Source organism: Paraburkholderia fungorum, assembly GCF_900099835.1.
Taxonomy (GTDB): domain Bacteria; phylum Pseudomonadota; class Gammaproteobacteria; order Burkholderiales; family Burkholderiaceae; genus Paraburkholderia; species Paraburkholderia fungorum_A.
Window position 1 is genome coordinate 1,129,022 of sequence record NZ_FNKP01000002.1, and the last position, 22,116, is coordinate 1,151,137.

The following is a 22,116-nucleotide window of genomic DNA, read 5'->3' on the forward strand; positions in this document are numbered from 1 at the left end:
GCTCAGAACTCCACGCCGCGCTGCGCTTTCACGCCTTGCTCGCGGTACGGATGCTTGACGATGCGCATTTCGGTGACGAGGTCGGCGGCTTCGATCAGCGCGTCGGGCGCGTGACGGCCGGTCACCACCACGTGCAGCATGTCGGCGCGTGCGTTCAGCACGGCGAGCACTTCGTCGAGCGGCAGGTATTCGTACTTGAGCACCGTGTTCAGCTCGTCGAGGATCACCATCTGATAGTCGCCGCTTTCGATCATCCGGCGCGCTTCGTCCCAGCCTTTGCGGGCGGTGGCGATATCGGCGTCGCGGTTCTGCGTGTTCCAGGTGTAGCCGTCGCCCATCGTGACGAAATCGCAGTTCGCGATCGCGCCGAGAAAATCGCGCTCGGACGTATGCAGCGCGCCCTTGATGAACTGCACGACGCCGAGACGCATGCCGTGTCCCAGCACCCGCACGGCCATGCCGAACGCGGCCGTGGTTTTGCCCTTGCCGGTGCCGGTGTTGACGATCAGCAGACCTTTTTCGACGGTCGCGCCGGCCTGTTTCTTCTCATGGCCTTCGCGCCGGCGCTCGGTCATGCGTTGATGCGATTCGGGATCCGTTTTCATGGGAGGTCCTGTTGGGTATATCGAGTGTGAGTTTGAACCGGCTTCCCGTCGAGGCCAGGATTCGACGCCGCGACAGCCACGGTCACGCCGTCATAAACCGTTTTACGGACGACGAGACAAGCGGTAGCTTCCGGCGATTGTGCGGCGAGCAACGCGCACGGCTCGCAGACGCCGTCCACGCCGACATGCTCGCGTGCGGCTGCCGAAGGGCTTCCGACCGGCAATGCGGCAATCTGCTCGCGGCTGAACAATCTCAGCGGCAGGCCGTGGCGCGCGCAGAACTCGCGCAAACCGGGTTCACCGGCTTTGATGTCGATTGACGCGATTGTGTTGATCTGCGCGAAGTCGAGCGGGCCGAGCGCCTGACGTACCGCCGCTTCGATCTGTTCAGCCGAACTTTGTGAGCGGCATCCAATTCCGACGCTGATTGTTTTCATTTGACGTCGGCTCCGTTTGCCGTCGTCGCGCCGTCAGCCAGCGCGGCCACGCCGCCGATCACCACGATCGCAGGCGACCCGAGCCCCGCACGCGCGACTGTGTCCGCAAACCCGCCGAGCGGCGCGAGTGCGTGGCGCTGCTCGGGCCGCGTCGCCGATTCGATCGCGGCGCACGGCGTATCGGCCGACAGTCCGGCCGCGAGCAGCGCGCCGGTAATGTCGCTCAAACGACGCATGCCCATATAGATCACGAGCGTCATGCGGGTGGCGGCGAGCGCGGCCCAATCCGGCTCGCCGCTGCCCGCGCCGTGTCCGGTGACGAACACCACACCCTGCGTGTAGTCGCGATGCGTGACCGGAATGCCGATTGCCGCCGGTGCCGCGATCCCCGCTGTAATGCCGTTGATCACTTCCACGTCGACGCCCGCGGCCAGCAACGCCTGGCGTTCTTCGCCGCCCCGGCCGAACACGAACGGATCGCCGCCTTTCAGCCGCGCGACACTGCGCCCGGCCCGCGCGTGTTCGAGCATCTGCGCGACGATGCCGGCTTGCGGCGTCGACGGATGACCGCCGCGTTTGCCGACGTAGACGACCAGCGCATCCGCGCGGGCGAATTGCAGCACGTCGGGATTCACCAGGTCGTCGACCAGCACCACATCGGCCTGGGCGAGCGCGCGGGTCGCCTTGAGCGTCATCAGTTCGACGTCGCCGGGACCTGCGCCGATCAACCACGCGCGCGTCATCGCGGCGTGCATGGCGCACGCCATGTCATAGCGGACGAAGCGGACGAAGCGGCCGAAGCGGCCGGAACGGATCGGGAACGGAAAGCGGCGGAACGCCGGACAGCGGACAGTGAAATCATGCGATGCGACAACGGATTCAGGCACGGCGAACAACGCGACCCGTCACGCTGTTTTCGACAAACACGCGAACGGAATACGGCTACGCCATGCTTTAACGCCTTCACATCCGTCCCTCGCGGATTCCAGCGGCCGGCGGCGAGAAATTCGAGATTCGTCGAGATTCGCCGCCTCCGCGTCTGGCCGGTATCCGGGCTGGCGGCCTCATGTGCTTTGCCTTCCCGCCCCGATTCACGGGACAGTGGCATCGAAAAAACGCATGCGCGGCGCAGCAGAAGTGAATCTGGCGCAGCAGGTCGCTTACCGTTGCGGGGACAGCACAGGTTGAGCGCACGAACGCGCTGCCTGTTTCCCGTTTAACTGCACACGCGAACGCATGTGCGGGCACCAAACGCGCGCATACGATAGCACAGGACGCCCCGCCCGATAAGCGTTTCCGGCTGATGCGGGCGGCTTTGCCGCAGCTTCCGGCGCCTTGACTGCGGCGTCTTGCGCGCCTAAACTCGCACGCACTTTGGTGCTCGTGTGCGCTCTCGTGCGCATGCAGTTAAACGGGAAACAGGGTGCCCACCTTCTCTGGATCGGGTCAACCTGTGCTGCCCCCGCAACGGTAAGCGAAAAGTGGTGTCGGCTTCATGCGCGACACCGCGGAGCCGGCTTCGATGTCCACGCGCAAGGCCGCGTCGGCATATCACCACTGGGCGAGAAATCACTCGTCCGGGAAGGGGAAGCGGCGCTTTCGTCAGCCCGGATACCGGCCAGATTAAGCAGGACACCCGTCGCGGGGATGCGACGGCGCGTTCATGACCTCATTCCCGCTTTCTGTTTTTCTGTTGTCGCGGCAACGCCGTCGTTCGTCCCCGTGTTTATATTGTCGTGGCCCGTCGCGCTTCAGCTTTCAGCTTGCGCCCGGCCATGCCGATGCAGACAGACGAACCGACGCGCCGGCGCACGTGCAACCCCTACGGATGGACCTCACGATGCAAACTCAAATGCGCAAGATTCCCGTCACCATCGTCACGGGCTTTCTCGGCAGCGGCAAAACCACGTTGCTGCGGCACATTCTTCAGCATGCGGGCGGCAAGCGCATCGCGGTGATCGTCAACGAGTTCGGCGAACTCGGTATCGACGGGGAAATTCTTAAAGGGTGCGGGATCGGCTGCGATGAAAACGGCGTCGAAACCGAAGGGCAACTGTACGAACTCGCGAACGGCTGCCTGTGCTGCACCGTGCAGGAAGAGTTTTTCCCGGTGATGGAAAAGCTCGTCGAGCGCCGTGGCCAGATCGATCACGTGCTGATCGAAACCTCCGGCCTCGCTTTGCCGAAACCGCTCGTGCAGGCGTTCAACTGGCCGCAGATCAAGAACAGTTTCACGGTCGACGCGGTTGTCACGGTGGTGGACGGCCCGGCTGCGGCAAGCGGCCAGTTCGCCGAAAACCCTGTCGCCGTCGATGCACAGCGCAAAGCTGATCCGAACCTCGATCACGAATCGCCGCTGCACGAGTTGTTCGAAGACCAGTTGTCGGCGGCCGATCTGGTGATTCTGAACAAGACCGATCTGCTCGACGACGCGCAGCAAAGCGCGGTCGAAGCGGTGATTTGCGAGGAAATTCCGCCGCAGGTGAAGATCGTGCGCGCGCAACGCGGCGAACTGGATCTGCACACGCTGCTCGGTCTCGAAGCGGCATCGGAGGAAACGATCCACTTGCGCCACGATCACCACGGTTCCGCCGACGACGCCGATCATCACCACGACGAATTCGATTCGGTGGTCGTGCAGGCGGATGCGCCGTCGCGCGAAGCGGTGATCGCCGCGTTGCAGAAGCTGGTCGAGGCGAACACGATTTATCGCGTGAAGGGTTTTGCCGCGTTGCCGGGTGCGCCGATGCGTCTGGTGATTCAGGGCGTGGGCCGTCGCTTCGACAGCTATTTCGACCGACGCTGGCAGGCGGGCGAGGGCAATCAGAGCCGCTTCGTGCTGATCGGCGAGGACCTCGATCAGCCTGCGCTGCAACGCGCGTTCGACGCCGCGCTGGGCGTGGCGGCGTCGAATGCGGCGCCCGCCGCCGCAGCGAACCAGGCGTAAGCGCTCATGCATCTGCTGCGCACCACGCCGGGCGGTTTTGTCGACGATACCCAGGGCGTGATCCGTATCGATCAGCAGCCCGCCGATATCGTGGTGCTCAGTTCCGCCGACACCACGCTGTCGCTGCTGGCCAGCGTGTTTCCGCGTCTGGGCGACGGCTTTCCGAGCATCCGGCTCGCGAACGTCACCTATTTGCGGCAACCGGCGTCGGTCGATTTTTATGTCGAGGACGTGCTGCAGCATGCGCGCGTGGTGGTGGTCGATCACCTCGGCGGCGAGGCTTACTGGCCGTACGGCATCGAACAGGTGGTCGCGCTCGCGGAGCGCAACGGCCAAACGCTCGCGATGTTTTCCGGCGATTTGCAGGAAGACCCGAATCTGCTCGCGCGCAGCACGGCGGATGCCGATCTGTGCCACCAGTTGTGGCGTTATCTGCGGGAAGGCGGTCCGCAAAATGCCGAGGCGTTTTTGCGCTGTATCGCTTTCCGGAATTTTGGCTGGGGACGCGAGCCTGCACCGCCGCGCGCGTTGCCTGCTGCGTCGTTGTATCACCCGGAGCACGACACGCCGACCATCGCCGACTGGCAGGCGCGCTGGCAGCCGAATGCGCCGGTCGCGGCGATTCTGTTCTACAAGGCGCATCTGCAGGCGGCCAACACGGCAGTGTTCGATGCGCTGATCGACGCGCTCGAAGCGCAAGGTCTGAATCCGCTGCCGCTCGCGATTACGTCGCTGAAAGACGCGATGAGCCGCGACGTCGTGCAGTCGTTATGCGCGCAGCACGACGTTTCGCTCGTGTTGAATACGACCGCGTTCGCGGCGAGTGCGATCGACGATCCCGAGCCGCTCGCGCTCGCGGGCGATGCGCCGGTGTTCCAGGTGATCCTGAGCGGCGGCAATCGCGACGACTGGGTCAAGGACAACCAGGGTCTCAATTCGCGCGATATCGCGATGCATATCGCGCTGCCCGAAGTGGACGGCCGCATCATCACGCGCGCGATCAGCTTCAAGGGGCTCGCTTATCGGTGTCCGCATACGCAGGTCGACGTGGTCCGCTATCAGCCGGACCTCGAACGGGTGAGCTTTCTCGCCGAATTGAGCCGCCGCTGGTGTCGTCTGCGTTCGCTCGATAACGCCGACAAGAAACTCGCGCTGATCCTCGCCAATTATCCGATGAGCGAAGGGCGCATCGGCAACGGCGTGGGACTCGATACGCCGGCTTCGGTGGTCGGTATCCTGTCGATGCTCGGCGATGAAGGCTACCGTCTCGCCAATCAGGACGATCTGCCCGCGAACGGCGACGCGCTGCTGAAGAAGTTGACGGAAGGCGTGACCAACGACCCGGTGGTCCGCGATCTGCGCCCCGCGTTGCAAAGCCTCGCGCTCGACGACTATCTGACGCATCTCGACGCGCTGCCCGCTGAAACGCGGCAAGCGTTGAACTCACGCTGGGGCACGCCCGAGCAGGACCCTACGCTGCGGCGCGGCCGCTTCATGATCGCGGGCTGGCGCTGCGGGCATGTGTTTGTCGGCATCCAGCCGTCGCGTTCGCGCGAACAGGGCGATTACGCGAGCTATCACGACGCCGAACTCGTGCCGCCGCATTCGTATCTGGCGTTCTATTTCTGGCTGCGTCATCAGTTCGGGGTCGACGCGGTCGTGCATGTCGGCAAGCACGGCAACCTCGAATGGCTGCCGGGCAAGAGCGTCGCGTTGAGCGATACGTGCTGGCCCGACCTGATTCTCGGGCCGATGCCGCATCTGTATCCATTCATCGTCAACGATCCGGGCGAGGGCAGCCAGGCCAAACGGCGCGCGCAGGCCGTCATCGTCGATCACCTGATGCCGCCGCTCACGCGCGCTGAAAGTTATGGGCCGCTGCAGGATCTGGAGCGGCAGGTCGACGAATACTACGACGCGCTAATGGTCGATCCGCGCCGCTCGAAGCTGTTGCGGCGCACGATTCTCGCGACCATCGTCGAACATAAGCTGCACGAGGAACTGAGTCTCGCCGCGCCTAGCGGACAGGACGACGAAGACGCGTTGCTCACGCGCGTCGATGCGTGGCTGTGCGAGTTGAAGGAAGCGCAGATTCGCGATGGTCTGCACACGTTCGGGCAATCGCCGGACGGCGTGCAGCGGCGCGATACGCTGCTGGCGCTGGGGCGTTTCCCGGTTGGTGACGGACAGGGCGCGAAGGCCGGTCTGATCGACGCGCTTGCTTGCGATCTGCGGATGGATCACCTTTTCGATCCGTTGTCGGTGGATTGGGCGGCGGCCTGGGAAGGGCCGCGTCCCGAGGTGTTGCAGCAGGTCAGCGATGCGCCGTGGCGTCATTGCGGCGATACGCGAGAGCGTCTGGAATTGCTCGCAGCAGAGTTGTTGCGCGGTGTTTGCGGTGAAGTCGAGCCTTTAGCTTCCGACGCTTCGCTCGAAAGCTTGCCGCGTGCCGCGCAGGTGATCGGGCGCTTGCGCCACGATGTCTTGCCGCGTCTGGACGCCTGCGGTTCGCAGGAAATGACGCATCTGAAGCGCGGCCTCGAAGGACGTTTCGTGCCACCGGGGCCGAGTGGCTCGCCGTCGCGCGGACGCCCCGACGTGCTGCCCACCGGCCGCAACTTCTATTCCGTCGACACCCGCGCGGTTCCCACGCAAGCCGCGTGGTCGCTCGGCTTGAAATCCGCGCAACAGTTGATCGAGCGGCATCTGCAGGAAAAGGGCGATTACCCGCGTGCCATCGGACTCTCGGTCTGGGGCACGGCCACGATGCGAACCGGCGGCGATGACATCGCGCAGGCGCTCGCGCTGTTGGGCGTGCGGCCGAAATGGGCGCCCGGCAGCCATCGCGTGACCGATTTCGAAATCATGCCGATCGAAGCATTCGACCGGCCGCGTATCGACGTCACGTTGCGTGTGTCGGGCTTTTTCCGCGATGCGTTCGCGAACGTGATGCATCTGTTCGATGCCGCCGTGCAGGCGGTCGCCGAACTCGACGAACCCGAAGACCTGAACCCGATCCGCGCCCGCGTGCTGCGCGAACGCGATGCGCTGATCGCGCGCGGCATGGACGCCGCCGAGGCGCGCAGGCGGGCCGGCTGGCGAGTGTTCAGCGCACGGCCGGGCGCGTATGGCGCGGGTCTGCAGGACATGATCGACTCGCAGCAGTGGCAGACCGACGCCGATCTCGCGAATGCGTATCAGGCATGGGGCGGTTATGCGTACACGCAGAAGCGCGCGGGCGAGGAAGCGCGTCACGCGTTCGGCGCGCGGCTGGCATCGATGGACGTGGTGTTGCAGAACCAGGATAACCGCGAGCACGACCTGCTCGACTCGAACGACTACTACCAGTTCCAGGGCGGCATGGTCGCGGCCGTGCGGCACCTCGCGGGTAATCAGCCGAGCGTGTATCACGCGGATCACAGCAATCCGGCCGCGCCGCGCGTGCGCACGTTGCACGAAGAGATCGCGCGGGTGGTGCGTTCGCGGGTGGTCAATCCGAAGTGGATCGACGGCGTGAAGCGTCATGGCTACAAGGGCGCGGCGGAAATCGCGGCGACCGTCGACTATCTCTATGGTTACGACGCGACCGCGCGGGTGGTTTCGGATCATCAATATGCGCTCGTCACCGACGCGTATCTGAACGACGCCGATACCCGCGAGTTCCTGCAGCGGCACAATCCGCACGCGTTGCATTCGGTTTGCGAGCGCCTGCTCGAAGCGATGCAGCGCGGGCTCTGGCAGGAGCCCGGCGACTATCGCGCGCAGGTCGAGCAGCATCTGCTCGCGAGCGAACAGCAGATTGAAGGGATGCAATCATGAATGCCACGACGCAGGGCGCAATCCGGCGGCCCGTTTTTCCGTTTGCCGCGCTGATCGGCCAGGCGCCGTTGCAGCAGGCGTTGCTGCTGGCCGCGATCGATCCGGGCTTAAGCGGCGTGCTGGTCAGCGGTCCGCGCGGCACGGCCAAGTCCACCGCTGCGCGCGCGTTGGCCGAGTTGCTGCCGCAAGGGCAACTGGTGAATCTGCCGCTCGGTGCCAGCGAGGACCGGCTGATCGGCACGCTCGACATCGAGACCGTGTTGCGCGACGGCTCGGTGCGGTTTGCGCCGGGGCTGCTCGCGAAAGCGCACCAGGGCGTGCTGTACGTGGATGAAGTCAACCTGCTGCCCGACGCGCTGGTCGATGCGTTGCTCGACGCGGCGGCGAGCGGCGTGAATACGGTGGAGCGCGACGGCGTCTCGCATAGTCACGACGCGAGCTTCGTGCTGATCGGCACGATGAATCCCGAAGAGGGCGAGTTGCGGCCGCAATTGATTGACCGGTTTGGGCTGATGGTCGAGTTGCAGAACTGTTTTGACGCGCCGGTGCGTCAGGCGATCGTGAAGGCGCGGCTCGCGTTCGATCTCGATCCGCAAGGGTTTCGCGCGGGTTATGCGCAGCAGCAGGCGGAATTTGTCGAGCGTATCAGCGCGGCGCGTGAGGCGCTGCCGCAGCTTCCTTTCGACGACGCGGTGCACGCGCGCGTCAGCGCGCTGTGCATCGATGCAGCGGTGGATGGGCTGCGCGCCGATCTCGTGATGCTGCGCGCGGCGCGTGCTTTGGCGGCGCTGGAGCAGGCGGCCGAGGTGACGGCGGAGCATGTCGACCGCGTTGCCGAGGCTGTGCTGGTTCATCGGCGCCATGCGCGGCAGACGGAGTCCGGGTCAGATTCGGGCGCTCACGCAGATGCAAACGCGGGCCAGTCGTCCTCTGCGTCCCCTTCGGGTACATCGTCTGCGCCCGATATGGCGCAGGCCGCCCCTGCTTCTCGCGATAGCGACTGGGGTTACCTGCCGCCCGAGCCTGCTAACACGACCTATGTCAAAGGCGTCATCCCGCTCAGCGCAAAAAAACGCTGAGCCATCGGAAGGGCGCCGCCGCTGACTCGCGCAGCGGTTTTCGATGGCGGCAGAAGGTCGGCGCAAGCTCGCGCAGTCGTTTGAGCCATTCGGGCGGCATGCCGGGCAAACGCATCGCATGGCCGCCGACGCTCGCCGCGATGCGCGGCGACACGCTGCGCGCCGCGCATCTGCGCTTCGTGCGTGAAGTGCCGCGTGGCGGAGTGCTGCACTGTTTCGTGCTCGATTGTTCAGGGTCGATGCTGGCCGGACAGCGGCTCGCGCTCGCCAAAGGCCTGCTGATAGCGCTGTTCGATCGTGCGAGCGCTGCGCGTGCCGAGGCGGCGCTGATCTGCTTTGGCGGCACTGGCGCGGATGTGCGCTTCGGCCCGGCAGTGCCGCGCTGGTGGAATGAGCGCTGGTTGAGGCCTGTGGGCGGCGGCGGGGGCACGCCGCTCGCGTCCGGCGTCCGGCGGGCCGCGCAGTTGCTGGAGCGCAGCGCCCGCGTCAAACCCGCGCAGCAGCGCTGGTTGTGGATCCTGACCGATGGCCGCACGCACGATCAGCCAGCGCGTCCTCTGGATGCCGATGTGGTCGTGTTCGTCGATTTCGAGCGGGGAGCGATACGGTTGGGCCGCTGTGAAGCCCTCGCCGATGCCTGGGGGGCGCGGCGTTGCACGCCGGAAGAGCTGATCGGCTGAGCGGGACGCGCGCGGCGTACCTGTTACATGCCGCGTGCGCCGCTCGTTGCCCGAGCTTTTCGCCGTTATCTCAGGCTGTTCGACCAGTACTGAACGTCGTCCTGACGGTCGAATACATAGACCTTCATCGCCATCTGCTGGTTGACGTCGAGCTGGTCGAGTTCCAGGCCGTGGCTGGTCGGGTCGCCCGGGTTGCTGCCTTTCTGCACGTTGCGGATCACGGCGGTGGTTTCGATTGCAGTATCGAGATCCGCCGACTTCAGATGGTAGGCAACCCGCAGCCGCTCGCCGACCGCACCCAGCGTCCACGATGCGGTCAACGACATGCCGAGCGCGCTAATACCTTTTGCCAGCCCCAGCCCCTCATAAGAATCCCCCGTCTCGCCGATACCGAAACGTACCGGCAGATGCGCCTGAACGCGGATCGACTTGCGCTCCCGAAGCCGGCGGATCGCACCTGGCCTCGACAGCACGACGTAGTCGAACGGCGCGCGGCAGATCGACTCGACCGTGCAGACGAAGCGGAACACGGCCTGACTGGCGATCGCGACGATCTCGATGTTTTCGCCGAGACCCAGCGCAAGCGGACGGCCCTGATGAAGCGGCGGCGTGACGAACAGCGCGTGATTCGGCGCGAATCCGATAATCCGGCACGGAAGCATGGGCGCAGCGCTGCCAACCTGAGGACGAATGCCGATCAGCGCGCCGATTTCAAGGTGCATGTCCTTGATCGTCAGTTCGTTGTTTGAGTCTGTCTGATGATCAGCCCGGGCGGGCGCTGGCGCGGCGGGGTTCAGCAGATCACCGCGCTGCGGCTTGAAATGCGTGAACAGGAAGGTGCGCTCGTCGGCGGTCGCCAGAATGGTTCCGCCGGCAAACAGCAGCGTTCCGTCGATATCGGCAATCGGCCACGCGAGCGGCGTGCCTACCGGCACGGCCTCCAGAGTGAGCTCCGGGGACTGCGACGGGGCGGGGGCGGGTGTTTCCTCAACGTGTTCCTCGACGGGGTTGTCCATGGTCGGCGGTAAGTTAAGTGAAGGGATATCTTGGTTGACGGCGGTGGTCGAGAAAACTTTAGGTTGGGGGGCTGGCGGTGCGGCTTCCATCCATGCAATTTTCTTTCTGATTTTTTCCTCGCTCGATGTCGGGCGAGGATGAGGTGCAGGAATTGCTGGTCTTTGGAAGCTGTGTGGGCGCTGCTGGAGTCGTTAGGGCGGCATGATGTTTTTCGAAGTAAATCGGATCACTAACTAATCTGGCGCGAGCAAGTGATAGGACACTTTCGCCTTCCAGGTCGACCTCGTCTGGGTAGTTTTCGGTTTCGTGAAAATATTGTGAAAAGGGGGTTGACGGGGTTCGGTCTGATCGCCATAATCTCGTTTCTCTGCTGCAGACGCAGCGACGCAGAACGAGGCGGTGCCGGGTGGTTGAAGTGGGCGCAGTTTTGTGAGCGGATCGATCTTTAAAAATTAACAGCCGATAAGTGTGGGCGCTTGATGCGCGATGCGAGTGGATCTTTCGGGGTCTGCTGCAAAGCAAAAGTATCAAGTCTCACACAGTAATGAAAGGAAGGTTTTTCTGTCCTCGGACAGATGAATCATTCGTCAGTACGTTGAGTGAGCGACCGGTTCTTAACGGAACCGAAAAACAGTAACAGGTTTGAACTGAAGAGTTTGATCCTGGCTCAGATTGAACGCTGGCGGCATGCCTTACACATGCAAGTCGAACGGCAGCACGGGGGCAACCCTGGTGGCGAGTGGCGAACGGGTGAGTAATACATCGGAACGTGTCCTGTAGTGGGGGATAGCCCGGCGAAAGCCGGATTAATACCGCATACGCTCTACGGAGGAAAGGGGGGGATCTTAGGACCTCTCGCTACAGGGGCGGCCGATGGCAGATTAGCTAGTTGGTGGGGTAAAGGCCTACCAAGGCGACGATCTGTAGCTGGTCTGAGAGGACGACCAGCCACACTGGGACTGAGACACGGCCCAGACTCCTACGGGAGGCAGCAGTGGGGAATTTTGGACAATGGGCGCAAGCCTGATCCAGCAATGCCGCGTGTGTGAAGAAGGCCTTCGGGTTGTAAAGCACTTTTGTCCGGAAAGAAAACTTCCTGGTTAATACCCGGGGAGGATGACGGTACCGGAAGAATAAGCACCGGCTAACTACGTGCCAGCAGCCGCGGTAATACGTAGGGTGCAAGCGTTAATCGGAATTACTGGGCGTAAAGCGTGCGCAGGCGGTTCGCTAAGACAGATGTGAAATCCCCGGGCTTAACCTGGGAACTGCATTTGTGACTGGCGGGCTAGAGTATGGCAGAGGGGGGTAGAATTCCACGTGTAGCAGTGAAATGCGTAGAGATGTGGAGGAATACCGATGGCGAAGGCAGCCCCCTGGGCCAATACTGACGCTCATGCACGAAAGCGTGGGGAGCAAACAGGATTAGATACCCTGGTAGTCCACGCCCTAAACGATGTCAACTAGTTGTCGGGTCTTCATTGACTTGGTAACGTAGCTAACGCGTGAAGTTGACCGCCTGGGGAGTACGGTCGCAAGATTAAAACTCAAAGGAATTGACGGGGACCCGCACAAGCGGTGGATGATGTGGATTAATTCGATGCAACGCGAAAAACCTTACCTACCCTTGACATGTATGGAATCCTGCTGAGAGGTGGGAGTGCCCGAAAGGGAGCCATAACACAGGTGCTGCATGGCTGTCGTCAGCTCGTGTCGTGAGATGTTGGGTTAAGTCCCGCAACGAGCGCAACCCTTGTCCCTAGTTGCTACGCAAGAGCACTCTAGGGAGACTGCCGGTGACAAACCGGAGGAAGGTGGGGATGACGTCAAGTCCTCATGGCCCTTATGGGTAGGGCTTCACACGTCATACAATGGTCGGAACAGAGGGTCGCCAACCCGCGAGGGGGAGCCAATCCCAGAAAACCGATCGTAGTCCGGATCGCACTCTGCAACTCGAGTGCGTGAAGCTGGAATCGCTAGTAATCGCGGATCAGCATGCCGCGGTGAATACGTTCCCGGGTCTTGTACACACCGCCCGTCACACCATGGGAGTGGGTTTCACCAGAAGTAGGTAGCCTAACCGCAAGGAGGGCGCTTACCACGGTGGGATTCATGACTGGGGTGAAGTCGTAACAAGGTAGCCGTATCGGAAGGTGCGGCTGGATCACCTCCTTTCTCGAGCTAACGCATCAAGTGTTGAGCGCTCACGCTTATCGGCTGTAAATCAAGACAGACTCAGGGGTCTGTAGCTCAGTCGGTTAGAGCACCGTCTTGATAAGGCGGGGGTCGATGGTTCGAATCCATCCAGACCCACCACTGTTTCTGCGGTGGCTGCACTAATCGATAAAAAACCTCTGTGATATCTGTATGACTGGGGGATTAGCTCAGCTGGGAGAGCACCTGCTTTGCAAGCAGGGGGTCGTCGGTTCGATCCCGTCATCCTCCACCAATCTTCAATGCCTAGTGTTCTGTGAATGCGCAGAACGTTATGCATTGGCGATTGAGCCAGTCAGTAGGGATACGCGGTTATAGCAATCGCGATATCGGCTGTCGTTCTTTAACAATCAGGAAGAAGTAGTAAAGAGATTCACGAAAGCATACTTAGAGATGGGTGTGTGAGTAGGTGGATCAGGGTTGTGATTGTATCAATGTATGAAAAGGTGATCGAAAGATTGCCTTGGAATACGGCGCAACACGAATACTCAACCTGTAGCGAGTGTGAGAAAACGCGGTCTTCCCAGTGAAGACGGCGGGAGACACACCCGTTATAGGGTCAAGCGAACAAGTGCATGTGGTGGATGCCTTGGCGATCACAGGCGATGAAGGACGCGGTAGCCTGCGAAAAGCGGGGGGGAGCTGGCAAACGAGCTTTGATCCCCCGATATCCGAATGGGGAAACCCACTCCTAATGGAGTATCCATAGCTGAATACATAGGCTATGAGAAGCGAACGCGGTGAACTGAAACATCTAAGTAACCGCAGGAAAAGAAATCAACCGAGATTCCCAGAGTAGTGGCGAGCGAAATGGGACCAGCCTGTACTCTTTATCTTCATTGTTAGTCGAAGGCTCTGGAAAGTGCCGCCATAGCAGGTGATAGCCCTGTAGACGAAAGCAGCGAGGAAGAACTAGGTGTACGACAAGTAGGGCGGGACACGTGAAATCCTGTCTGAAGATGGGGGGACCATCCTCCAAGGCTAAATACTCGTGATCGACCGATAGTGAACCAGTACCGTGAGGGAAAGGCGAAAAGAACCCCGGGAGGGGAGTGAAATAGATCCTGAAACCGCATGCATACAAACAGTAGGAGCCTCGCAAGGGGTGACTGCGTACCTTTTGTATAATGGGTCAGCGACTTACATTCAGTGGCAAGCTTAACCGATTAGGGCAGGCGTAGCGAAAGCGAGTCCGAACAGGGCGATTCAGTCGCTGGGTGTAGACCCGAAACCAGGTGATCTATCCATGGCCAGGATGAAGGTGCGGTAACACGTACTGGAGGTCCGAACCCACTAACGTTGAAAAGTTAGGGGATGAGCTGTGGATAGGGGTGAAAGGCTAAACAAACCTGGAAATAGCTGGTTCTCTCCGAAAACTATTTAGGTAGTGCCTCGTGTATCACCTTCGGGGGTAGAGCACTGTCATGGTTGTGGGGTCCATTGCGGATTACTACGCCATAGCAAACTCCGAATACCGAAGAGTGCAATCACGGGAGACAGACATCGGGTGCTAACGTCCGGTGTCAAGAGGGAAACAACCCAGACCGCCAGCTAAGGTCCCCAAATATTGCTAAGTGGGAAACGAAGTGGGAAGGCTAAAACAGTCAGGAGGTTGGCTTAGAAGCAGCCATCCTTTAAAGAAAGCGTAATAGCTCACTGATCGAGTCGTCCTGCGCGGAAGATGTAACGGGGCTAAGCAATATACCGAAGCTGCGGATGCACATTTATGTGCATGGTAGGAGAGCGTTCCGTAAGCCTGCGAAGGTGCATTGAAAAGTGTGCTGGAGGTATCGGAAGTGCGAATGCTGACATGAGTAGCGATAAAGGGGGTGAAAAGCCCCCTCGCCGTAAGCCCAAGGTTTCCTACGCAACGTTCATCGGCGTAGGGTGAGTCGGCCCCTAAGGCGAGGCAGAAATGCGTAGCTGATGGGAAGCAGGTTAATATTCCTGCACCATTGTTAAATGCGATGGGGGGACGGATCGCGGAAGGTTGTCCGGGTGTTGGAAGTCCCGGTCCTTGCATTGGAGAAGGCGCTTAGGCAAATCCGGGCGCGGAATTCAAGGGTGTGAGGCCATTCACTTAGGTGAAGAAGCAATCGGAAGTGGTTCCAAGAAAAGCCTCTAAGCTTCAGTTTAACAAGACCGTACCGCAAACCGACACAGGTGGGCGAGATGAGTATTCTAAGGCGCTTGAGAGAACTCGGGAGAAGGAACTCGGCAAATTGGTACCGTAACTTCGGGATAAGGTACGCCCCTGTAGCTTGATGCCCCTGCGGGCAAAGGGTGAAGGGGTTGCAATAAACTGGTGGCTGCGACTGTTTAATAAAAACACAGCACTCTGCAAACACGAAAGTGGACGTATAGGGTGTGACGCCTGCCCGGTGCCGGAAGATTAAATGATGGGGTGCAAGCTCTTGATTGAAGTCCCGGTAAACGGCGGCCGTAACTATAACGGTCCTAAGGTAGCGAAATTCCTTGTCGGGTAAGTTCCGACCTGCACGAATGGCGTAACGATGGCCACACTGTCTCCTCCCGAGACTCAGCGAAGTTGAAGTGTTTGTGATGATGCAATCTCCCCGCGGCTAGACGGAAAGACCCCATGAACCTTTACTGTAGCTTTGCATTGGACTTTGAACCGATCTGTGTAGGATAGGTGGGAGGCTATGAAGCGTGGACGCCAGTCTGCGTGGAGCCAACCTTGAAATACCACCCTGGTTTGTTTGAGGTTCTAACCTTGACCCGTTATCCGGGTCGGGGACAGTGCATGGTAGGCAGTTTGACTGGGGCGGTCTCCTCCCAAAGTGTAACGGAGGAGTACGAAGGTACGCTAGGTACGGTCGGAAATCGTGCTGATAGTGCAATGGCATAAGCGTGCTTAACTGCGAGACCGACAAGTCGAGCAGGTGCGAAAGCAGGTCATAGTGATCCGGTGGTTCTGTATGGAAGGGCCATCGCTCAACGGATAAAAGGTACTCTGGGGATAACAGGCTGATACCGCCCAAGAGTTCATATCGACGGCGGTGTTTGGCACCTCGATGTCGGCTCATCTCATCCTGGGGCTGTAGCCGGTCCCAAGGGTATGGCTGTTCGCCATTTAAAGAGGTACGTGAGCTGGGTTTAAAACGTCGTGAGACAGTTTGGTCCCTATCTGCCGTGGGCGCTGGATATTTGAAGGGGGCTGCTCCTAGTACGAGAGGACCGGAGTGGACGAACCTCTGGTGTACCGGTTGTCACGCCAGTGGCATCGCCGGGTAGCTATGTTCGGAAGAGATAACCGCTGAAAGCATCTAAGCGGGAAACTCGCCTTAAGATGAGATATCCCCGGGGCTTTAAGCCCCTTGAAGGGTCGTTCAAGACCAGGACGTTGATAGGTCAGGTGTGGAAGCGCAGTAATGCGTTAAGCTAACTGATACTAATTGCCCGTAAGGCTTGATCCTATAACAGGTGTGTCTTGCTCCCGCAAAGGGACACGAGACGCACGGTTGAGTGATCAGTGTTGTGCCAGAAACAGCACAACCCCAAAAGCTTCTCTGGTGAGCATCACCAGAAACTACTTCTTCCAGATTGGTTGTATTGCTCCACGAGCAGTGCGACAACAAGTCATGCCTGATGACCATAGCGAGTCGGTACCACCCCTTCCCATCCCGAACAGGACCGTGAAACGACTCCACGCCGATGATAGTGCGGATTGCCCGTGTGAAAGTAGGTAATCGTCAGGCTCCCCAGCAGCATCAGAAACCCCACCCCACAAAGGTGGGGTTTCTGCGTTTACACGCACCAGATTCAGCATCCTGAAAGCATCGGGGGATGCATCCCGCAGGCTGCAGGGGAATCCCGGCCATGGCAGGGGAACGATAGCGGTGAGCATCAAGCCGGGACACCCAGGTACCCCAGCTTACCGCCGTCGCGAATGACGCCCGATCGCTGCAGCGAAGTCCCCTCAGTGCCTCCCCAGCCGCAACGCATCCGCATAGCCGGTCAGTTCCAGATAGCCACGACCCACCTGCGCGTCATCACGATTCAGGCGCACCGCGCCCTCCCAGTACACCGCGCCGGTCGACTGGCGCGAATCCAGTTCCTGATCGTCCATCAGCGGCGTGAGATGCCACGCCAGCGAGCCCGTCCTGAGCGTCATCGAAACCGGGTAGGACGTGTTCGTGCGCGGTGAGCGCCACGTACGAACCGGCATGAACCCGACCTGATCGGCCGCGAAGGTCGTGACCTGACCGTCGCGATTGCGAAGCACTGCATGCGCCCACATCGCGTGTCCATCGCGGGCACGGATCCTGAAGGCCATCAACGCCGAGCCGTCGGCGAGATTCGCCCCGAGCCAGTCCCAGCCCTGCGCGCGGGCGTCGAGCAAGGTACTCGACCACTCGTGATCCAGCCACGCCGTCCCATTTACAACAGTATCGCCATGCGATGGAAGTCCAGCCGCGTTCGGGCGCACGACACTGCCCGCTACGCGTAATTGCGGTTCGCTGTAGTAGTAGCTCGCCTGTTCAGGGCGTGGACCCTTTTGCGAATATCCGTGCTCGCCTTGAATTAGCGGCGCTTGCGTGGGCGTTAGCGTTAGATGCAATGAGAAGCCGCTTGCATCGGCGGTGACGTCGTAATGACCGTCCGTGGCGCGGATAATTTTCCACGAATCGAGTTTGACGTCGGTGTTGGCATCTTTTGCATAAGCGAGCCCGAAGCCTTGGCGGCCAATGCGCTGATCGTGTGCAAGTCGTCCGTATGTGGGATCGCTTAATGCCGCGTGCGCAATGATCAGTTGCGAGGGCGCGAAAGCGCTTGGGTCGGCCGTATCGTGATCCGTGGCGGAGCGGAAAAAAGTGATCTGGAAGCCGAGGGGCTGATTGTCCGGCGTCGTGAGCCAGCCCGTGGCGTACCACCACTCAGTGCGGAAAGCGGAGTGGGCGCCACTGTCGCGAGGGAAAGAAATCGCGTGGTCGCGTGTGACAACGGCGAATTCGGGCGGTGTCGCGAATGTGGGCGTAGTGAGCAGGATGCCAATCCACAGCAGGCTTTGAAGGTGAGGGCGCATTCTTCGTCGACTTTTCGCGCATAAGAATGCCATTGTCGATTCGCAGGTCGCCGCGCTCGAGATTGGACGCGACGAGGTCGAAGACACAATTGCAGGAGCGGACGACAACACTAGCGACGAAGAAGCCGACGTGGCTCCTGAAGCCGGGTGCGTCGAAGATGGTCTCCTCTTGGAGGGGGATTCGGCCGCTGGCAAGGTCGTCCCGGAAGAAGTGGCCAATGAAGTTCTGCACGAAAATAATGCCGAAGCCGAAGCCGAAGCCGAAGCCGAAGCCGAAGCCGAAGCCGAAGCCGAAGCCGAAGCCGAAGCCGAAGCCGAAGCCGAAGCCGAAGCCGAAGCCGAAGCCGAAGCCGAAGCCGAAGCCGAAGCAACAGACGCCAACCCCAACGCCGTCCTCCCACGTACCGACACCCCCCGCCTCCCAAACCTCTGCATCGCCAAAAAAATACCCGACTGCGTGCATCTCCGCGCACACGGAATTCGCATCATCAAGCAAAAGATCTCGCGATAACTCTCCACGATCGACTTCAACATCGCCCTCAGTTCAGATCGTCCTCAAAATTGCACGTATCTCACCAATCCTCTTTCACCGCGCGCACCGCATCCACCGATACCGCGCCGCGTCCCGCCACCACCGCCGTCGAACACGACGACGCCAGCATCACCGCTGCAACGATGCCGAGCATGGCCCACGGCACATGCAGCGACATGCTCCAGTGAAACGACTGCGGATTGACCACAAATACCAGAATCAGACTCACTGCAAACCCGAGCACGAAACCCATCGCGATTCCGCAGGCAGTCAGCATGCCGCCTTCGAGCGCGAGAATCGACAGAACCTGAGTGCGCGTCACGCCCACGTGCCTCAGCATGCCGAACTCTCGCGCCCGAGCGAGCGTTTGCGCGGAAAAGGTCGCGGCCACGCCAAACAATCCGATCACGATCGCAACGGCTTCCAACAGATAGGTCACCGCAAAGCTGCGGTCGAATATCACCAGCGTTCGCGCGCGGATATCGCCCGGCTGCGATACATCGAGCGACGCGCCAAAAGGCAACGCGCGCAGCCCCGCAATCACATGCTCGACACGCTCACCCGGTTGAACGGTGACGGCGACGTCGGTCGCGCTCGCATCGCCGGTGAGACGCCGGTAGTCGGCGAGCCGCATCTGGATCGCGCCGCTCTGCCGCACATAGTCCCGCCAGACGCCGGCAACCACAAACTGATGTGCACCTTTGCCAAGCGGCAATGGCACTCGCTGACCGAGCCGGTATCCATACAGATCGACCATTGCTTCGGATACCCAAACAGGTATCTCGTCTCGACGAAACCCGGACGAAGGCAGCACCGCGCCAGTCATCTGCAGACTCGCGCCCGGATCGTCGGCGTTGATTTCGCGCGCCAGCACGGCAATATCCGGTCGCGCGGGATCGAGCGTGAGATGCGACGTGCGGGCAAACGCAGCGCTCCTGATGCCAGGCACGCGCGCGATGAGCGCCTGGTCGCCGGGTCGCAAGCCGCCGGTGTCGCCGTTGGGCGCAACACGGACGTAGAGATCAGCGGAGAGCAGATGCATCAACCAGTCTTCGACGGAGACGCGGAAACTCGCCACCATGATCGCCATCGCAACGATCAGCGCGAAGCTCGACAACACGCCGCCCATTGCAATCGACGCATGGCCGGGCGCATTGGCGAGCCGCGCCAGCGCAAGCGTGGCGGTTGTGGCAGTCGCGCCCGAGCGGCGTCGCGCGCCGAACCCACGGCTGGCCGCGCCGAACACGAGCGCGGTCACGCGCGGCATCAACGCAATTCCACCGATCAGGAGCAACGCGACAGCGACGTAGCCGGCAATGGGCGCATCGAACCACGGCGGCATTTGCGTGAGCAGCGCGGCGGCCGCGAGACATAGCAACGCGGGCCATGGTGTGGCGAGCCGCGCCAGCGCACCTTCTTCTGCGCCGGCCTTGAGCGCTGCGGCGGGCGCAGCGCGAGCCGCTTCCAGCGCAGGCGCCAGACTGCCCACGACCGAAACGCCGATACCCAGCGCCAGAAATACCGCACTTGCCAGCGGTTCGAAGCTGACCTGCGGCTGTACGCCAGGAAAGTATCCGCCGCCCAGGTCGCTGCCGAAAAAGTGCAATGCGCCGCTCGCCATCGCATAGCCCAGCACGAGTCCGCACAGCGAACCCAGCAGGCCGAGTAGCGCGCCTTCCATCAGGATCTGACGTAGAAGACGGGTGCGCGTCAGGCCGAGAACGCGCAGCATCGCGAATTGCGCACGACGTCGCACGACGCTCAGCGCCTGGGTCGAAAACACCAGAAACGCGCCGGTGAACAGCGCCACCAGCGCAAGCACGTTCATATTGATCCGGTACGCGCGAGAGAGCCGGTCGGTGCGGCTTTCGGCATCGCGCGTCTCCGATACAACCCACTGATTACCAAGCCGCGTCTGCAGATCGCGTCTGAACCGCTCGCGATCCACGCCGCGTTTGAGCAGCAAATCGACGCGCGACAGCTTGCCGAGCCGGCCGAATTTCCACTGTGCGGCAGCGATGTCCATCACGGCAAGCCGTTGACCTGGTCGCGTCCTCACGAGGCCGCCCGCCACTCGAAAATGGACGTTCGAGGTGCCGCTTTGCAGCGCCAGGTCGTCGCCGGTTTTGACCTTCAGCCATTGCTGCGCGGCCGCCGAGAGAAACAGCGTGTCGGACGCGAGCGTGTCGAAAGGACGATCAGGCGAAGGCACGCCGGTCAGATCGGGCGCGATGCGGCTCGCCTTGAACACGTCGATGCCGAGCACGGGCAGCGCGGCGCCATGATCCGGCACGGTGGCGTCGAGCGTGAGCACTGGACTGGCCAATGCCACGGCCGGGTCCGTCGCAAGCTGGGGATAAATGGATTCATCGATTAGAGGCTGCGCGCCGTGCACCTGCAGATCGGCGTCGCCGGAAAGACTGCGGGCCGCCGCCGAGAACTCGTTGAAAGCGGCACTGTTGATCAGTTGCACCGCGTAACCGAGCGCCACGCCGAGCGCGATCGTCGCGATGGCAACCAGTGCGCGTCCGCGATGACTGCGCCATTCGGCGCCAAGCAGCCAGCGCGCGAGAACGCGATGTCCGCGTGAGCGAAGCAAGGGGCGGGCATCAGCGCGCATTGTCGGCGGAACGGGCGGTGGAATAAGCAGCCTCCGTAGACGAGGCGTGCAGACCGCCGTCACTCAGAATCAGCACGCGATCCGCGACCGCCGCCGCGGCTTCCGAGTGCGTGACCATGATCGTCGCCGCGCCGGTCGCCTTGCTTTGCGCACGGAACAGGCTGAGGACGTCGTGCGCGGTATCGGGATCGAGGTTGCCCGTGGGTTCGTCCGCGAGAATCAGTTTCGGCCGATGCACGAGTGCCCGCGCAATCGCGACGCGCTGGGTTTCGCCGCCCGAGAGCTGCCGTGGGAAATCATCGCCGCGGCCGTTAAGGCCGACAGCCGCGAGCATCTCGAGCGCGGCGTCGACGGGCAGATGGTTCAGCAATAACGGCAGCGCCACGTTCTGCGCGAGCGTCAGATGAGGCAGCACGTGAAACGCCTGGAACACGAACCCCAGCTTCTGCCGACGCAACCGGGTGGCAGCGTTGTCGTCCAGACGCGCCACGGGGCTGCCGTCGATGATCACCTCGCCGCTGTCCGCGTGGTCGAGCCCGGCTATGAGGTTGAGCAGCGTGGATTTACCGACGCCGGAATCACCCATGATCGCGATGAATTCTCCGGGCCGCAGCGTGAAATCGAGCCGTGCGAGCACGATGCGACCTTGGCCGTACTGCTTGCTCAGTCCGCGGCATTCGAGTGCGGGAACGACAACTTCGTCGCGAAGCGTCATGCGTTATCCGAAAAAGGGGGCTGCCGGGAGGGGATCGGCGCGGCAACTTCAGTGTGCCTTGCCGGACGAAATTTCGCTCGCATGGCCGCATTGCATGTGAATTTTGTAATGCAATAGAAAGGAATTCCCGGCGATCTGCCCGGAGTCGGCGGTCATCGCAACAGAAGGAAAGCAGGATTTTTAAGGTACTTGAAAGCGCCTGATTTAGAGTGCCGGACCAAAATTTATTTTTGCCTGAAAACGCGAGAAATTTTATCGACGCGTCTGAAATCGGCGTTCATTAGAGATGGGCTGTCAGCACTAACCATTCCCGTGCAAAAAGCGACTCCGGCAATTTTTGCAAGAGTCGCTAAGTAGCGGTCAAAATGTTTTCTTCTGTTTGTAAAATTCGGCACGCATATTAC

At 61.3% G+C, this 22,116-nt stretch carries 12 protein-coding genes, 2 tRNA genes, 3 rRNA genes and 2 riboswitches; of the genes, 10 read left to right on the top strand and 7 right to left on the bottom strand.

All coding sequences use genetic code 11. The features are described from left to right. Positions 1–2: 2 nt before the first annotated feature. From cobO to cobA, 3 genes are read right to left on the bottom strand one after another with little or no spacing between them, the layout of a single operon-like run. Positions 3–605, bottom strand: coding sequence for a cob(I)yrinic acid a,c-diamide adenosyltransferase (gene cobO / locus BLS41_RS21010; protein ID WP_074768311.1), 603 nt, complete (start codon positions 603–605; stop codon positions 3–5). After that, positions 602–1,042, bottom strand: a complete 441-nt coding sequence (locus BLS41_RS21015; RefSeq protein ID WP_074768313.1) for a cobalamin biosynthesis protein — start codon at positions 1,040–1,042, stop codon at positions 602–604. Before BLS41_RS21015 ends, cobO begins: the two co-directional genes overlap by 4 nt. Further along, on the bottom strand, positions 1,039–1,785 hold the full coding sequence (cobA, locus tag BLS41_RS21020) for a uroporphyrinogen-III C-methyltransferase (RefSeq protein WP_253189804.1): 747 nt from the start codon (positions 1,783–1,785) through the stop codon (positions 1,039–1,041). The genes BLS41_RS21015 and cobA overlap by 4 nt, the downstream gene beginning before the upstream one ends. 281 nt (positions 1,786–2,066) lie before the next feature. Next, a riboswitch (cobalamin riboswitch) is annotated at positions 2,067–2,309 on the bottom strand. Between the two features lie 91 nt (positions 2,310–2,400). Further along, positions 2,401–2,679, top strand: a riboswitch (cobalamin riboswitch). Positions 2,680–2,882: 203 nt separating this feature from the next. Between cobA and cobW the strand changes: the two genes are divergently transcribed. From cobW to BLS41_RS21040, 4 genes are all read left to right on the top strand, one after another. Continuing rightward, positions 2,883–3,989, top strand: coding sequence for a cobalamin biosynthesis protein CobW (cobW, locus tag BLS41_RS21025; protein WP_074771087.1), 1,107 nt, complete (start codon positions 2,883–2,885; stop codon positions 3,987–3,989). Between the two features lie 6 nt (positions 3,990–3,995). Further along, on the top strand, positions 3,996–7,808 hold the full coding sequence (cobN, locus tag BLS41_RS21030) for a cobaltochelatase subunit CobN (protein ID WP_074768315.1): 3,813 nt from the start codon (positions 3,996–3,998) through the stop codon (positions 7,806–7,808). Next, the gene (locus tag BLS41_RS21035) at positions 7,805–8,887 is read left to right on the top strand and encodes a magnesium chelatase ATPase subunit I (protein WP_074768317.1); all 1,083 of its coding nucleotides are present in this window, start codon (positions 7,805–7,807) and stop codon (positions 8,885–8,887) included. Before cobN ends, BLS41_RS21035 begins: the two co-directional genes overlap by 4 nt. 98 nt (positions 8,888–8,985) lie before the next feature. Continuing rightward, on the top strand, positions 8,986–9,567 hold the full coding sequence (locus BLS41_RS21040) for a vWA domain-containing protein (RefSeq protein WP_074768319.1): 582 nt from the start codon (positions 8,986–8,988) through the stop codon (positions 9,565–9,567). A gap of 65 nt (positions 9,568–9,632) precedes the next feature. Here the strand turns inward: BLS41_RS21040 and BLS41_RS21045 are convergent, their stop codons facing one another. After that, complete coding sequence (locus tag BLS41_RS21045) at positions 9,633–10,583, bottom strand: flagellar brake protein (protein WP_074768320.1); 951 nt, start codon at positions 10,581–10,583, stop codon at positions 9,633–9,635. 645 nt (positions 10,584–11,228) lie between these two features. On the opposite strand from BLS41_RS21045, the gene BLS41_RS21050 reads away from it, so the two are divergent. The 5 genes from BLS41_RS21050 (at position 11,229) to rrf (ending at position 16,517) form a co-directional block, all read left to right on the top strand. Then, positions 11,229–12,759, top strand: a 16S ribosomal RNA gene (locus BLS41_RS21050). A 64-nt stretch (positions 12,760–12,823) separates the two neighbouring features. Next, positions 12,824–12,900: transfer RNA gene (locus BLS41_RS21055), tRNA-Ile, on the top strand. Between the two features lie 57 nt (positions 12,901–12,957). Further along, positions 12,958–13,033, top strand: a tRNA-Ala gene (locus BLS41_RS21060). A 322-nt stretch (positions 13,034–13,355) separates the two neighbouring features. Continuing rightward, positions 13,356–16,235, top strand: a 23S ribosomal RNA gene (locus BLS41_RS21065). Positions 16,236–16,403: 168 nt separating this feature from the next. Next, positions 16,404–16,517: ribosomal RNA gene (rrf, locus tag BLS41_RS21070) — 5S ribosomal RNA — on the top strand. Together the 16S, 23S and 5S rRNA genes with 2 tRNA genes alongside form the textbook arrangement of a ribosomal RNA operon. A 221-nt stretch (positions 16,518–16,738) precedes the next feature. On the opposite strand, the gene BLS41_RS21075 is transcribed toward rrf, so the two are convergent. After that, complete coding sequence (locus tag BLS41_RS21075; protein ID WP_253189725.1) at positions 16,739–17,845, bottom strand: lipocalin-like domain-containing protein; 1,107 nt, start codon at positions 17,843–17,845, stop codon at positions 16,739–16,741. A gap of 130 nt (positions 17,846–17,975) precedes the next feature. Between BLS41_RS21075 and BLS41_RS39095 the strand changes: the two genes are divergently transcribed. Next, a complete protein-coding gene (locus BLS41_RS39095) occupies positions 17,976–18,356 on the top strand; it encodes a hypothetical protein (RefSeq protein ID WP_171910283.1) in 381 nt (126 codons plus the stop codon). Between the two features lie 61 nt (positions 18,357–18,417). Here the strand turns inward: BLS41_RS39095 and BLS41_RS21085 are convergent, their stop codons facing one another. Both BLS41_RS21085 and BLS41_RS21090 read right to left on the bottom strand, forming a co-directional pair. Next, the gene (locus BLS41_RS21085) at positions 18,418–20,997 is read right to left on the bottom strand and encodes an ABC transporter permease (RefSeq protein ID WP_074768323.1); all 2,580 of its coding nucleotides are present in this window, start codon (positions 20,995–20,997) and stop codon (positions 18,418–18,420) included. Beyond that, positions 20,987–21,712 carry an ABC transporter ATP-binding protein gene (locus tag BLS41_RS21090; RefSeq protein WP_074768325.1) on the bottom strand — a complete coding sequence of 242 codons (726 nt, stop codon included), beginning with the start codon at positions 21,710–21,712 and terminating at the stop codon, positions 20,987–20,989. Before BLS41_RS21090 ends, BLS41_RS21085 begins: the two co-directional genes overlap by 11 nt. Positions 21,713–22,116 lie beyond the last annotated feature (404 nt).

What these genes read in the sequence shown, in the direction of transcription:
- BLS41_RS21085 (WP_074768323.1), bottom strand. Translation starts at nt 20,997, where the DNA reads ATGCGCGCTGATGCCCGCCCCTTGCTTCGCTCACGCGGACATCGCGTT.
- BLS41_RS21015 (WP_074768313.1), bottom strand. Translation starts at nt 1,042, where the DNA reads ATGAAAACAATCAGCGTCGGAATTGGATGCCGCTCACAAAGTTCGGCT.
- BLS41_RS21075 (WP_253189725.1), bottom strand. Translation starts at nt 17,845, where the DNA reads ATGCGCCCTCACCTTCAAAGCCTGCTGTGGATTGGCATCCTGCTCACT.
- cobO (WP_074768311.1), bottom strand. Translation starts at nt 605, where the DNA reads ATGAAAACGGATCCCGAATCGCATCAACGCATGACCGAGCGCCGGCGC.
- BLS41_RS21090 (WP_074768325.1), bottom strand. Translation starts at nt 21,712, where the DNA reads ATGACGCTTCGCGACGAAGTTGTCGTTCCCGCACTCGAATGCCGCGGA.
- cobN (WP_074768315.1), top strand. Translation starts at nt 3,996, where the DNA reads ATGCATCTGCTGCGCACCACGCCGGGCGGTTTTGTCGACGATACCCAG.
- cobW (WP_074771087.1), top strand. Translation starts at nt 2,883, where the DNA reads ATGCAAACTCAAATGCGCAAGATTCCCGTCACCATCGTCACGGGCTTT.
- BLS41_RS21040 (WP_074768319.1), top strand. Translation starts at nt 8,986, where the DNA reads ATGCCGGGCAAACGCATCGCATGGCCGCCGACGCTCGCCGCGATGCGC.
- BLS41_RS21035 (WP_074768317.1), top strand. Translation starts at nt 7,805, where the DNA reads ATGAATGCCACGACGCAGGGCGCAATCCGGCGGCCCGTTTTTCCGTTT.
- BLS41_RS21045 (WP_074768320.1), bottom strand. Translation starts at nt 10,583, where the DNA reads ATGGACAACCCCGTCGAGGAACACGTTGAGGAAACACCCGCCCCCGCC.
- cobA (WP_253189804.1), bottom strand. Translation starts at nt 1,785, where the DNA reads ATGACGCGCGCGTGGTTGATCGGCGCAGGTCCCGGCGACGTCGAACTG.